Below are 14,217 nucleotides of genomic sequence, written 5' to 3' on the forward strand. Positions count from 1 at the left end.
CCCGGACAGCTAACGTGTAAAGCTTTGCGCGTTACCCGCGTCGACATTGATGATGTTGCCTGTCGATTTGGCGGACGCGTCGGAAGCCAGGAAGTAGATAGCTTCGGCAATATCCTCCGGGAACACGTTCAGCTTCAACATTGAGCGTTTGCGATAATGCTCCTCCAACTCATCAACCTGCAAATTCGACGAAGCTGCGCGTTGCTCGCGCCATTCCCCGTTCCAGATTTTTGAACCTCGAAGAACTGCGTCAGGATTAACGGTATTGACACGAATTCCGGCATCCGCTCCCTCCAGCGCCAGGCAACGTGCAAGATGAATCTCGGCAGCTTTGGCTGCACAATAGGCGCTGGCATTCGGCGATGCGGCAAGACCATTCTTGGAAGCGACAAACACAACATTGCCGCCGATCTTCTGCCGGCGGAACAGACGGAAAGCTTCGCGTGACACGAGAAAATAGCCGGTTGCCAAAATGTCGATATTGCGGGTCCACATGGAGAGTTCAGTGGTTTCAATGGGCGCAGACGACGCGATGCCAGCATTGGAGACGAGAATGTCTATTCCGCCAAATTCAACTGACGCTTCGGCAAAACCAGCAATGACGCCAGCTTCATCGGTAACGTTCAGCTGCACACCGCGCACAGCATCAGCTGTGTAACGGTTGGCGAGGTCCTCACTGGTCGCTTTTAAGGCTTCAGCATCTATATCAGCCAGCACAACGCAAGCGCCCTCCCCGAGCAACCGCTCAGCGGTTGCTCGCCCGATGCCACCGGCCCCACCGGTGACAAAAGCGACACGGCCAGCCAATGATTTCGGCTTCGGCATACGTTGAAGTTTGGCTTCCTCAAGCAGCCAATATTCAATGTCAAAGGCTTCCTGTTCAGGCAGCCCCTGATATTCCGACACAGATGATGCGCCGCGCATCACATTGATCGCGTTAACATAAAACTCTCCCGCGATACGCGCGGTGGCCTTGTCTTTGGCAAATGAAAGCATGCCAACACCGGGAATGAGGAAAATGACCGGATTTGGATCACGCATCGCAGGTGAGTTGCCATGCTTGCAGTCATTATAGTATCGGGCATAGTCGGCTCGATATGCTTCCAGCGCACTATCCAGGGTGGCGACTATGGCATCCGCATCGGGTTGTGCCGGGTCAAAATCGAGCACAAGCGGCCGGATCTTTGTGCGCAGGAAATGATCGGGGCAACTTGTGCCTAGCGCGGCCAGTGGTTGCAGATCGTGCGAATTGACAAATTCCAGCACGGCAGGCTGATCGTCAAAATGCCCAAGCTTGCGTTCGGCAATACCGATTTTCCCGCGAATTTCAGGCATCAGCTTTGCTGCGATGGCACGGCGTTCTGATGCGCTCAGGCTTTTCGTTGCCGCACCTCCGAAGACATCCTTGCCAGATGTCTGTTGGTCGAACCAACTGATTGCCTTGTTGATGATTTCCAGCGTCAATTCATAGCAATCCTTGGCATCATCTGCCCAGGTGAAAAGCCCGTGACTTTCGAGCACGACACCCTTGGAGTTTGGATGGGCTGCAACATAGGCACCAAGGTCAAGGCCAAGTTGAAACCCGGGGCGGCGCCAAGGCAACCAGCCGATATCGTCACCGAAAATTTGACTTGTCAGTTCACGGGAGTTTTTCGACGCAGCGATGGCGATAATTGCATCGGGGTGCATGTGATCGACGTGCCTGAAAGGCACAAAGCCATGGAGGGGGGTGTCGATCGAGGCGGCACGGCTGTTCAGATTGAAGGTGCAATGGGGCAGGAATCCCACCATGCGATCTTCATCCTCAATCCCTTTATATATCGACTTCAAGGAGTTGAGCTTTTCCATGTAAAGAGTGGCAAAGCCATCAAGCTTTATGGTTCCGACATCGCCACCGGAACCCTTGACCCACAATACTTCCACAGGCTGGCCGGTGAGCGGGTCCGTCTGCGTTACCTTTGCGGAAGTATTGCCGCCACCATAATTGGTTATGCGCTTATCGGCACCAAGCAGGTTGGAACGATAGAGCAACTTGCCCGGCTCATCGAGACCAGCTGCTTTTTGATCATCCCAACGATTATCCAGAAGTTGGATGCTGCCTGCCATGATTGCCTCCCAAAAGTTATGCGGGGCCTATAAAACCCCCTCAGAATTTCGATTAGCTATGCGGCAGACGGCACTTTGATGTCAATCACAAACCATCAATTTCAGTCATAAACTTACATTGTGCAGTGCAATATGAAACTATTTGATTGAAGTTGATTGACACTGAGATTGAATTTGCGCAATAGATTAAAGCAGGAGGAGCCATCCATATGCACGAGCGTGAGCGTCACCGCATCATTCTGAGCGCTGTTCAGGAAAAACCGGTCATCACCATTCAGGACATTGCTGAGCTGACGGAAGCGTCAGAGGCAACGATCCGTCGTGACATTGCCGCGCTGCATGTGCAAGGTAAGCTGCGCAGGGTCCGCGGTGGTGCTGAAGCCGTTCATCCGGCACAATTGGCCCCGCTTGCCGGGCGGCATTTTCACGTTTCTGAATCCGAAAATGCCGACAAAAAACGTGCCATTGCCCGTGAGGCTGTTGCCCTGTGCGAAGAGGGTGATGCCATCATTATAAATGGTGGCACCACGACATTTCAGATGGTGCATTTCCTTGCGTCGCGCCGCTTGCAGGTGATGACCAATTCTTTTGCCATCGCCGAGCATCTTGTCAAGAATTCAAAGAGTTCGGTTACCGTTCCGGGCGGTGCGATTTATCGAGAGCAGAGCATTATTCTTTCGCCATTCGATAATGATGTGACCCGCAATTTTTACGGCAAGCGCATGTTCATGGGCTCCCAGGGTGTGGGGCCATTTGGCGTCATGGAATCCGACGCACTGATCATTCAAGGCGAACAGAAGCTCATCAATCAGGCCGACGAACTTGTTCTGCTGGTCGATTCGACAAAGTTTTCGCGCAGATCGAGCCTCATTCTGTGTCCGCTGGGTAGGGTAACGACGATTATCACTGATGATGGCATTTCCGATGCGGATCGGAGAATGGTTGAGGAGGCTGGCGTGCAGCTCATTGTTGCAAAGGTTCAGGACAAGCGACGGGATTCCGCTTCGGTCGCGTAAGCGCTGCAGCGGTCTTAAGGAATACAGTAATCAATCTCTGGGAGGACAGAAAATGAAATTACTAAAGAAAATCGCGTTGGGCTCGGCTCTGGCCGTTGCAATGTTCGCATCTCATGCTCAGGCAGCCGATACGATCAAAATCGGTCTTGTAGCGAAATCTCTCGGCAACGGCTTCTTTGAAGCGGCTAACAAGGGTGCGCAGGAAGCGGCCAAGGAACTGGGCGGTGTCGAAGTCATCTATACGGGGCCAACATCGACGACGGCGGAAGGGCAGATAGAGGTCATCAATTCGTTGATCGCCCAGAACGTCAACGCGATCGCCATCTCGGCCAATGATCCTGATGCGGTTGTTCCAGCCCTCAAAAAAGCAATGGCGCGTGGCATCAAGGTCATCTCGTGGGATTCAGCAGTGGGCAAGGATGGACGTATCGTTCACCTCAACCCATCGTCGAACGAGTTGATCGGCAAGATGTGCCTGCAGCTTGCTGCCGATCACCTCAAGGATGGCAAAGGCGATTTCGCAATTTTGTCCGCCACGACAACCTCGACCAATCAGAACACTTGGATTGAGGAAATGAAGAAGCAACTTCCGAATTTCCCGGGTCTCAATCTGGCAACAACGGTCTATGGTGATGATCTTGCCGACAAAAGCTACCGTGAAGCACAGGGCCTTTTGACCTCGCAGCCCAATGTAAAGGTTATCGTTGCGCCAACGACCGTCGGTGTTCTTGCGGCGTCTCAAGCCGTCGCAGATGCCAAGAAGATCGGTGAAGTCTATGTCACGGGCCTTGGTCTTCCGTCCGAAATGGCCGGCGCGATCAAGTCTGGCGCGACCAAGGAGTTTGCAATCTGGAACCCGATCGACCTTGGCTATTCCGCTACTCAAATCGCCTATCGCCTTGTGAAAGAGGAAACCGACGGTGCACCGGGCAGTGAAATCGAAGCTGGCCGCATGGGCAAGATCAAGATCGGTGACAATGGTGAAGCCGCCATGGCTGACCCGTTCGTCTATGACGCCAAGAATATAGACCAGTTTTCCAAAATATTCTGATCTCGATCAATATTCTCAAGCCCGGCAGGCAATCTGCCGGGCGTTCCTGTTCGGTAAAATCAATGAACCAGACTGCAGCGCTAATGCCAATTCCTGATATGCCGCTCCTGGAGATGCGCGGCATTTCCAAATCGTTTCCTGGCGTAAAGGCTTTGAACGACGTGAATATCGCCCTCTATGCCGGCAAGGTGACGGCATTGATTGGGGAAAATGGCGCCGGAAAGTCCACCCTCGTAAAAATCCTCACCGGTATCTATTCCTGCGACGAGGGAGAAATCCATGTCGACGGTGCGCCGGTCGCATTCGCCAATGCGCAAGATGCGATAGACGTCGGCGTAACAGCTATTCATCAAGAAACGGTCCTTTTCGATGAGCTGTCCGTTGCGGAGAATATCTTTATTGGCCATGCGCCGAAGTCCCGGCTCGGGCTGGTAAACTGGAAGGCGGTCAATGCGCGGGCGCTCGCCCTGCTGCATTCACTGGAAAGCAACATTGATCCGCGCATACGACTCAAGGATTTGTCCATTGCACAGCGTCATCTCGTTGCCATTGCCCGAGCCTTGTCGGTCGATGCGCGTATTGTCATCATGGATGAGCCCACAGCCGCATTGTCGCGCAAGGAGGTGGATGATCTTTTCCAAATTGTCAAAAGGCTGAAGGCGCAAGGCAAAGCCATTCTTTTCATCAGCCATAAATTTGATGAAGTGTATGAGATCGCTGATCACTATGCGGTGTTTCGTGATGGCAAGGCCGTGGGCAGCGGAGAGCTTGCCGGTGTCGAGCAAAATGAAATCGTAAAACTGATGGTGGGACGATCCGTCGAACATGCGTTTCCCAAGGTAGATATTGCCTTGGGAACAACCGTATTCGCCGTTGAGAACTATACGCATCCCACAGAATTTCGCGACATATCGTTCGAGCTGAGAAAAGGTGAGATATTTGGCATCTATGGTCTTGTCGGTGCAGGGCGTTCGGAAATCTGCCAGTCATTTTTCGGTATCACCCAGCCCTCCAGCGGCAAGCTGAAACTGGACGGGAAGGAAATTACCGTTCGTAGCCCCGGCGAAGCGATCAATGCCGGAATTGTATATGTCCCGGAAGAGCGGGGGCGGCATGGGGCGGTGCTGCAATTGCCAATCTATCAAAATGTCTCCCTCCCCTCGCTGGCACGCACATCGCGTTCCGGCTTCCTGAATGCGGCAGCAGAATTTGCTCTTGCGCGCAAATATGCAGAGCGTTTCGATCTGCGTGCTGCAGCGCTTTCCGTGCCGGTGGGAACATTGTCGGGCGGCAATCAGCAGAAGGTCGTCATTGGCAAATGGCTGGCAACGCAACCCAAAATCCTGATTCTTGATGAGCCGACGAAAGGCATTGATATCGGATCAAAAGCTGCAGTTCACGCCTTTATCAGTGAGCTTGCTGGCGAAGGCCTCAGCATCATCATGGTCTCGTCGGAACTGCCGGAAATAATGGGCATGTCAGACAGGGTGCTCGTTATGCGTGAAGGTCTTTCAGCAGGTATCTTTGAGCGTGACAGTTTGAGCCCCGAAACACTGGTTCGTGCGGCAACCGGCAATGCGAGTGTGTAATGATCAAACAAATCTTCAGATACCGCGAAATATTGCTGGTAATTATTATTGCCGTTCTGCTTGCGGTCTTTTCAACGCGCGCGCCGGGTTTTGCCAGACCCGGTAACTTATCCAACATATTCAACGACACGTCGATCCTTATCATTCTGGCCTTGGGGCAGATGACAGTAATCCTTACCAAGTCGATTGACCTGTCCGTGGCCGCCAATGTTGCCTTTACCGGCATGGCTGTGGGCATGTTAAATGCATCCTATCCGGATCTGCCCCTGCCCCTGATTGTTCTTGTGGCACTCTCAATCGGCGCGATACTCGGTGCGCTCAACGGGCTTTTTGTGTGGAAGCTCAATATCCCTTCGATTGTTGTTACTCTCGGCACTTTGACCATCTATCGGGGGATGGCTTTTGTGCTTTCCGGCGGCGCGTGGGTTAACGCCCATCAGATGAGCGAACCATTCCTTCAGACGCCGCGCCAATTGTTTCTTGGCCTGCCGGTTCTTGGTTGGATAGCCATTATCATTGTGGTTGTAATGTATCTCGTCATGTCACGCACATTCCTTGGCCGCGCAATCTACGCGTCGGGCGGGAATCCGACTGCCGCAGTTTACGCAGGCATCGACGTTGGGCGCACCCGCTTCTTTGCTTTCGTAATTTCCGGCACGCTCGCGGGTCTATGCGGCTATCTTTGGGTTTCGCGCTACGCGGTCGCGTATGTCGACATCGCTGCAGGCTTCGAGCTCGACAGTGTTGCGGCCTGCGTCATTGGCGGAATTTCAACCCTCGGCGGCATAGGTTCCGTCGCAGGCGCTGTTCTTGGTGCGCTGTTTCTTGGTGTTATCAAGAATGCGCTGCCAGTCATCAACATTTCGCCTTTCTCGCAAATGGCAATTTCAGGCGGGGTAATCATTGCTGCAGTTATCTTCAATGCGCGACAAGAGCGTCGACGCGGGCGGATCATCCTCCGAGATCGCGGTGCATCGGAACAAATCGAGGTAGCAGCATGAGCGCAGTCACGGAAAAACGGCATATTCCTGATCGGTTGGGTACATCTGCCTCGCGTCTTTTTGCAAGCTGGGAAGCGCTGCTTTTATGTGTGGCAGTGCTGATCTTCATTGCCAATAGCCTTGCCTCACCTTACTTCCTCAATGCTTGGAACTTGTCGGACGCCACATTCAATTTCACTGAAAAGGCATTGATAGCCTTTGCTATGGCGCTGTTGATTATAGCCGGCGAAATAGACCTATCCGTGGCTGCGATTATTGCGCTTGCTTCAACTGCCATGGGAACAGCGGCTCAAATGGGGGTGGGTACACCGGGTATCGTTTTGATCGGCATTGGTGTTGGTCTCGGATGCGGCGTAATCAATGGCGTACTCGTTGCCGGTCTGCGCCTGCCTTCAATCGTCGTCACTATCGGCACCATGAGCCTGTTTCGAGGCATCGCCTATATTGTGCTGGGCGACAAGGCTTATGGCGGCTATCCCCCATCCTTTGCGTACTTCGGCCAGGGCTATGTCTTTTGGGTCGTCTCATTCGAATTTGTCTTGTTTGCAGTTTTTGCCTGCCTTTTCGCGATTTTGCTGCATGCCACAAATTTTGGCCGCCGCATCTATGCCATTGGTAACAATGAATTCGCCGCGCGTTTTTCCGGCATCCGTGTCGAACGCGTCAAGTTTCTGTTGTTTCTGCTCACTGGCCTGATGTCCGGTATCGCAGCTGTCTGCCTGACGTCCCGCCTAGGTTCCACCCGTCCTTCGATTGCACAAGGGTGGGAACTGGAGGTCGTGACCATGGTTGTTCTTGGCGGAATTTCGATCCTCGGTGGTTCGGGCCGCATTGGCGGTGTCGTTATCGCTGCGTTTGTGATGGGATTGGTAACATTTGGTCTCGGTCTGCTGAATGTGCCGGGTATTGTTATGTCGATCTTCATCGGACTTTTGTTAATCGCAACAATCACGTTGCCGATCATCATCCGTCGATTGAGATATGGCAAAACAGCATGAATCTCACTGAGAAATATGCATTCACCATGACGCTGAATCCGGGCATGGAAGCAGAACATAAGCGCCGCCATACGGAAATATGGCCGGAACTGGTGGCTCTGTTGCACGATGCGGGTGTCAGGGATTATTCGATCCACCTTGATCCGGCTACCCATACGCTTTTTGGAGTTTTAACCCGGCCAGCAGATCATGGGATGCAAAAACTGGCAGAGCATCCTGTTATGAAAAAATGGTGGGCTTACATGGCCGACATCATGGCAACCAACGAGGATAATTCGCCTGTCCAAACTCCGCTCACGAACATGTTTCATCTCCCATGAGCGCAATTCGTCATATTGCAGTTCTGGATATCGGCAAGACGAATGCCAAGGTTGTCGTGGTTGACGCTGGTACCGGCTTGGAAATCGTCGCGAGAAGTACGCCCAATCGTGTTCTGAAGACCGGCCTGTACCCACACTATGATGTCGAGACTCTTTGGGAGTTTTGTCTCGGTGCGTTGTCGGAATTTGCTTCCGCTCCGGGGTTTGACGCAATCTCCGTAACGGCGCATGGCGCAGCCGCCGTCTTGCTTGATGGGCAAGGTCTGGCCATGCCGGCTATTGATTATGAATATAGCTATCCCGATGAGGTCTGCGCAGCCTATGCGGCTTTGCGCCCGGATTTTTCAGAAACCGGTTCCCCCTTGCAGTCTGGTGGCCTGAATGTTGGAGCGCAAATCCATTATCAGAAAACCCAATTTCCGGCCGAGTTTGCCACGGTCAGGACGATTGTCACCTACGCTCAGTACTGGGTGTGGCGGCTCACCGGGATTGCCAGAAACGAAGTGACATCTCTGGGCTGTCACACCGATTTATGGAATCCGCAAACATGCAGCTATTCCAGTCTTGTCGATAAGCTTGAGCTACGGCCGTTGCTTCCTCCTATAGCCCCGGCATTTGAGAGGATCGGCGGTATTCTGCCTGCAGTGGCTGCCGAAATCGGGAGCAAACAATCAATTCCGGTTTATTGCGGCATTCACGATTCCAACGCTTCATTGCTACCCCATCTGATGAGGCGCAAGTCTGGTTTTTCCGTCATTTCTACAGGTACCTGGGTGGTGTTGTTTGCGGTGGGAGGAACACTTGAACAACTTGACCCGGATCGTGACACGCTGGCCAATGTTGATGTTTACGGCAAAGCTGTACCTTCCGCCCGCTTTATGGGCGGAAGAGAATTCGATCAACTGACGCAAGGTCAAATCGCCGAACCTGACGTTGAAACGCTTGCCCGGATTATCGCCGACCGGACAATGATCCTTCCAAGTATTATACAAGGATCGGGACCCTTCCCCAATCATAAGGCTGTTTGGGTGAATGGTGAGCCGGACGGTGCCTCAGACAGAAATGCAGCAGCTTCTCTCTATGCAGCGCTGATGACGCAGACGAGCCTTCAATTGATCGGCGCGATAGGCCCGACAATTGTCGAGGGTCCATTCTCCCGCAACCAAATATACCTTTCCGCCTTGCGATCCCTCACATCCCGCGAAGTGATTGCCGCTCCGGGTTCAACGGGCACGAGTCTTGGTGCTGCGTTGCTGGCGGGTGCAAAGCTGCCCGTCGAATCTGTTGATGAAACAATCCTGCCGCTCGGTACTGATTTTGATTTCTACGCCAGACATTGGCGAGACAGTACGGTCGATGCCTGGCTCCTTTTGTAGGAATACCGGATAATCTGGACCGCTGACTGTTGAAAAACGGGCTCCGGCACTCCCATCAATTCGACTTCTTGCTATTTATATTACTATATTATAGTAACACATTGAGGTCTGGGAGGATCTTAACAGTTTGACCATTTAGGGAGGAGAAGTTATGGCTTTTACGAAGAGAATTCTGCTTGCCACTACGGTGGCGATTGCCTTTGCCGGGTATGCCAATGCGGCAGATTTGACAGTTGGCTTTTCGCAGATTGGCTCTGAATCCGGCTGGCGCGCCGCTGAAACGTCCGTATCTAAAATCGAGGCGGAAAAGCGCGGTATTAACCTGAAGATCGCCGACGCCCAGCAGAAGCAGGAAAATCAAATCAAGGCGATTCGTGGATTCGTCGCTCAAGGCGTCGATGCAATCTTCATTGCGCCGGTCGTTGCGACGGGCTGGGATACTGTTCTCACAGAAGCCAAGGAAGCCAAAATTCCGGTTATACTTTTGGACCGCACAATCGAAACAGCCAGTGATGATCTGTATTTGACAGCTGTGACGTCAGATACAGTGCACGAAGGCAAGGTTGCGGGCGAATGGCTGGTGAAAACAGTAGCTGGCAAGGATTGTAAAGTCGTCGAATTGCAGGGAACTGTGGGCTCGAGCCCGGCAATCAACCGCAAGAAGGGCTTTGAAGAAGGTATCGCATCTGCATCCAACATCAAGATTACCCGGAGCCAGACAGGCGACTTTACCCGGTCCAAGGGCAAGGAAGTCATGGAAGGCTTTCTGAAAGCCGAAAATGGCGGCAAAGACATTTGCGCACTGTACGCCCACAATGATGACATGGCTGTCGGTGCAATTCAGGCAATCAAAGAAGCAGGCTTGAAGCCAGGCAAGGATATTCTCGTCGTGTCGATTGACGCGGTTCCGGATATTTTCAAGGCCATGTCTGAGGGCGAAGCCAACGCAACGGTTGAACTGACCCCAAATATGGCCGGCCCGGCTTTTGATGCGCTCAAGGCGTTCAAGGATGACGGAAAGGCCCCGCCAAAGTGGATCCAGACGGAATCGAAGCTTTATACGCAGGCGGATGATCCAAAGAAGGTCTACGAGGAGAAAAAGGGTCTGGGATACTGATCAAACCGTCATTGCCAGCTGCCCTATCGGGCGGCTGGCTACTGATTGACAATACGCTCGCGAGAGGCGCAATGACGGAACATCCCAGTCTTCTGGCCGTAGAAGGCATCTGCAAATCATTCATCGGATTTAAAGCTCTCGACAGCGTCGATTTTGCCGTTCGCCCCGGAGAAATCCATGCACTTCTCGGCGAGAATGGTGCAGGAAAGTCGACGCTTATCAAAGTACTGACAGGCGTGCATCAGCCCGATTCCGGCGTGATAAAGATAGACGGGCAGCCTGTGAGCGTGCGCGACACGCAGCATGCGCAAAATCTGGGCATCGGCACCGTCTATCAGGAAGTAAATCTGCTGCCGGATATGTCTGTAGCCGATAATCTTTTCATTGGTCGCCAGCCAATGCGTTTTGGCTTCGTTAACCGCAAGCTGATGGAAAAAAGTGCAAGGGAGCTTCTGACCCAGTACGATCTCCATCTGGACGTCTCATCGGATTTGTCCCGCTATTCCGTCGCTGTCCAGCAGCTTGTGGCAATTGCCCGCGCTGTCGATATGTCAGGACGGGTTCTCATTCTTGACGAGCCGACAGCCAGTCTCGACCGCCATGAGACCGAAATCCTGTTCGCAATTCTTCGCAAGTTGCGAAGCCGTGGCCTGGGGATTGTCTTCATTACCCATTTTCTCGATCAGGTTTATGAAATCTGCGACCGGGTGACGGTCCTGCGTAATGGCAAACTGGCCGGAAGCGCATTAACAACAGAGCTTTCAAAAATTGAGCTTGTTTCGCTTATGCTCGGGCGAACATTGGCTGTTGCCACACATAATACGCGCCGTGACCGGCCCGCTCCCGAAATCAGACAATTTTCTTTCAAAGGGCTCGGACGCAGTCGCAGCATCGATCCATTTGATCTGGATATTGGCGAGGGCGAAGTTGTTGGCATGGCGGGACTATTGGGTTCTGGGCGCACGGAAACCGCTAAAGTTCTGTTTGGTATTGATGCCGCAGACACAGGGCAGATTCACATTGATGGTGATCCGGTGCTTATCCGGACTCCACAGGACGCAGTGGCCTGTGGCTTTGGCTTATGTCCGGAAGATCGCAAGTCCGACGGTATAATCGGTGATCTTTCCGTGCGGGAGAATATCTGTCTTGCGCTGCAAGCGCATAGGGGCTGGTTCCATCGCCTCTCAACTCAGGAGCAGACTGTACTAGCTGATAAATTCGTCAAGGCTTTCGATATTCGAACGACCGACATCGAAAAGCCGGTGAAATTTCTCTCTGGCGGTAATCAGCAGAAAGTCATTCTTGCGCGCTGGCTTGCCACCAATCCACGGCTTCTCATTTTGGACGAACCAACCCGCGGCATTGATGTGGGTGCTCATGCGGAGATTATTGCCTTGATTCATCAATTGTGTGACGACGGCATGGCCCTGCTTGTTATCTCATCGGAAATCGATGAGATCGTTGCCTATAGCAGCCGCGTTGTCGTTTTGCGTGACCGTGCCCATCGCGGTGAAATTTCCGGTGATGATATTGTTCCAGCTAATATCATGCAGATGATTGCTGCTGAACCCGAAAGGGCATCGGCATGAGCGGTCCGCGTGTCACAGCACTGACGAAGGCCATGCCGCAGCTGCTTACGCTCGTGCTGATATTATTTCTCAACTATCTGGCTTTCCCCGGATTTTTCGACATACGCCTTCAAGACGGGCGGTTGTTCGGTAGCCTGATCGACGTGCTCAACCGGGGTGCGCCGGTGATTATCCTTGCAGTTGGCATGACTGCTGTCATCGCGAGCCGCGGTGTTGACCTTTCCGTTGGTGCAGTGATGGCGGTGTCCGGTGCGATAGCGGCAACGATGACCGTTGCCGGATATCCCCTGCCGATCGTCATTCTTGCCACGCTTGGGGTAGGTTTGTTGTGCGGATTGTGGAACGGTATTCTTGTCGCCTATTTCGACCTGCAACCCATCGTGGCAACGTTGATTTTGATGGTTGCCGGGCGGGGTATCGCGCAGCTGATTACGGAAGGTTCCATCGTCACCTTCAATGAACCTGGCCTGATATTTTTCGGAACCGGATCATTTGCCGGGGTTCCGATGCCTATCCTGATTGCGTTGCTGCTTCTCATCGTGGCGATTGCGGTTGTCCGGCGCACAGCACTTGGGCTGCTGATCGAATCCATTGGTATCAATCGCAGCGCCAGCAATTATGCAGGCCTGAACAGCAAGCTGCTGCTGCTTGTAATCTACGCTTTCTGCGGGTTTTGCGCCGCATTGGCGGGGATCATTATTGCAGCCGATATACGTGGAGCGGACGCCAATAATGCTGGTCTTTGGCTGGAACTGGACGCTATCCTTGCCGTCGTTGTCGGTGGCACGTCGCTCTTCGGCGGTCGGTTCTCCATTCTCATGTCGGCGCTGGGAGCGGTCATCATTCAGGCAATGAACACAGGAATACTGCTGTCCGGTTTCCCGCCAGAATATAATCTCATTTTGAAAGCGCTGGTCATAATCGTGATCTTGCTTGCGCAGTCATTCTCATCGGCTGGCGGCTGGGCATTCGTTAAGGCAGAATTCGGTACCAAAGGGCGGAAGAGCCAGTGAACACACGTCTTTTACCTCTTTATGCAACATTGCTGATCTGTATCGTTGCTTATGCTGTCTGCGTCTTTCAGTTCCCCATGATGTTTTCAACGCGGGTCGCCGGAAATTTGCTGACTGACAACGCGTTTCTTGGAATTGCTGCCGTTGGTATGACCTTTGTCATTCTCTCAGGTGGCATCGACCTATCGGTCGGATCGGTGATTGCCTTCACCGGCGTATTGCTTGCGGTGCTGATCACGCATTACGGAATTCATCCCCTCATCGCTTTCGCCATTGCGCTCGTCATTACGACTGCTTTCGGGGCAAGCATGGGTGCCGTTATCCATTATCTGGAAGTCCCCGCCTTCATTGTTACGCTGGCAGGAATGTTTCTGGCGCGAGGCATGTGCTTTGTCATGACGACGGATTCAATACCGGTCAATCATCAATTCTATACATATCTGCAGGGATTATATTATCTGCTGCCGGGTGGCGGAAGACTGACTTTCATTAGCTGCCTGATGCTGCTGATCTTTGCATTTGGCATTGTAATGGCCCATTTCAGCAAGTTTGGCTCATATATTTATGCCGTCGGAGGAAATCGTACTTCTGCCGAGCTTATGGGAGTGCCCGTTGCCAAAACAACCATCGGCATCTATGCAATGTCGGGCTTTCTGTCAGGGCTCGCGGGTATCGTCTTCTCTCTTTATACTTCGGCCGGATATTCTCTTGCAGCAGTTGGTGTCGAACTTGATACAATTGCGGCCGTAGTTATTGGCGGAACCCTACTGACCGGTGGCGTTGGCTATGTTGCGGGCACTTTCATCGGCGTAATTATTCAGGGCATTATCCAGACATACATCGTTTTCGACGGAACTTTGTCGAGCTGGTGGACAAAGATCGTTGTGGGAATACTTCTCTTCTCATTCATTGCCTTGCAACGTCTGTTGGTGTTGCTGTCATCGAAAAGAACGGCGACCCTTACCAAACCATAACTGCCGAATAGGTTTTTCGGCCCTCTAGCGCCAGCGTTTCGCAGGCCAAGGTCATAACAAATCCTGG

General features: G+C 52.7%; 12 protein-coding genes. 11 read left to right on the forward strand and 1 reads right to left on the reverse strand.

What is annotated here, in order from left to right:
* Positions 1–9: 9 nt before the first annotated feature.
* The gene (locus AC6CHM_RS19875; protein ID WP_498174306.1) at positions 10–2,106 is read right to left on the reverse strand and encodes a bifunctional rhamnulose-1-phosphate aldolase/short-chain dehydrogenase; all 2,097 of its coding nucleotides are present in this window, start codon (positions 2,104–2,106) and stop codon (positions 10–12) included.
* A 209-nt stretch (positions 2,107–2,315) separates the two neighbouring features.
* Here AC6CHM_RS19875 and AC6CHM_RS19880 point away from each other — a divergent pair, with 209 nt between their 5' ends.
* From AC6CHM_RS19880 to yjfF, 11 genes are all read left to right on the forward strand, one after another.
* Positions 2,316–3,122: a DeoR/GlpR family DNA-binding transcription regulator gene (locus AC6CHM_RS19880; protein WP_307277807.1), complete on the forward strand. Its 807-nt coding sequence runs from the start codon at positions 2,316–2,318 to the stop codon at positions 3,120–3,122.
* Between the two features lie 52 nt (positions 3,123–3,174).
* Complete coding sequence (rhaS, locus tag AC6CHM_RS19885; RefSeq protein ID WP_115054011.1) at positions 3,175–4,173, forward strand: rhamnose ABC transporter substrate-binding protein; 999 nt, start codon at positions 3,175–3,177, stop codon at positions 4,171–4,173.
* A gap of 62 nt (positions 4,174–4,235) precedes the next feature.
* Positions 4,236–5,762 carry a sugar ABC transporter ATP-binding protein gene (locus tag AC6CHM_RS19890; protein WP_307277810.1) on the forward strand — a complete coding sequence of 509 codons (1,527 nt, stop codon included), beginning with the start codon at positions 4,236–4,238 and terminating at the stop codon, positions 5,760–5,762.
* Complete coding sequence (locus tag AC6CHM_RS19895; RefSeq protein WP_498174310.1) at positions 5,762–6,763, forward strand: ABC transporter permease; 1,002 nt, start codon at positions 5,762–5,764, stop codon at positions 6,761–6,763. The genes AC6CHM_RS19890 and AC6CHM_RS19895 overlap by 1 nt, the downstream gene beginning before the upstream one ends.
* A complete protein-coding gene (locus AC6CHM_RS19900; RefSeq protein WP_307277813.1) occupies positions 6,760–7,761 on the forward strand; it encodes an ABC transporter permease in 1,002 nt (333 codons plus the stop codon). The genes AC6CHM_RS19895 and AC6CHM_RS19900 overlap by 4 nt, the downstream gene beginning before the upstream one ends.
* A complete protein-coding gene (rhaM, locus tag AC6CHM_RS19905; RefSeq protein WP_498174312.1) occupies positions 7,758–8,081 on the forward strand; it encodes an L-rhamnose mutarotase in 324 nt (107 codons plus the stop codon). The genes AC6CHM_RS19900 and rhaM overlap by 4 nt, the downstream gene beginning before the upstream one ends.
* Positions 8,078–9,457 (forward strand): FGGY-family carbohydrate kinase, encoded by a 1,380-nt coding sequence (locus AC6CHM_RS19910; protein WP_498174314.1) that lies wholly within the window; start codon positions 8,078–8,080, stop codon positions 9,455–9,457. Before rhaM ends, AC6CHM_RS19910 begins: the two co-directional genes overlap by 4 nt.
* A gap of 151 nt (positions 9,458–9,608) precedes the next feature.
* Positions 9,609–10,574, forward strand: a complete 966-nt coding sequence (gene ytfQ / locus AC6CHM_RS19915; RefSeq protein WP_115054006.1) for a galactofuranose ABC transporter, galactofuranose-binding protein YtfQ — start codon at positions 9,609–9,611, stop codon at positions 10,572–10,574.
* A gap of 71 nt (positions 10,575–10,645) precedes the next feature.
* Positions 10,646–12,163, forward strand: a complete 1,518-nt coding sequence (locus AC6CHM_RS19920; protein WP_307277826.1) for a sugar ABC transporter ATP-binding protein — start codon at positions 10,646–10,648, stop codon at positions 12,161–12,163.
* A complete protein-coding gene (locus AC6CHM_RS19925) occupies positions 12,160–13,176 on the forward strand; it encodes an ABC transporter permease subunit (protein WP_115054004.1) in 1,017 nt (338 codons plus the stop codon). The genes AC6CHM_RS19920 and AC6CHM_RS19925 overlap by 4 nt, the downstream gene beginning before the upstream one ends.
* Positions 13,173–14,150, forward strand: a complete 978-nt coding sequence (gene yjfF / locus AC6CHM_RS19930) for a galactofuranose ABC transporter, permease protein YjfF (protein ID WP_498174317.1) — start codon at positions 13,173–13,175, stop codon at positions 14,148–14,150. The genes AC6CHM_RS19925 and yjfF overlap by 4 nt, the downstream gene beginning before the upstream one ends.
* Positions 14,151–14,217 lie beyond the last annotated feature (67 nt).

The sequence above is a fragment of the Phyllobacterium sp. GQ127 genome (genome assembly GCF_059758635.1).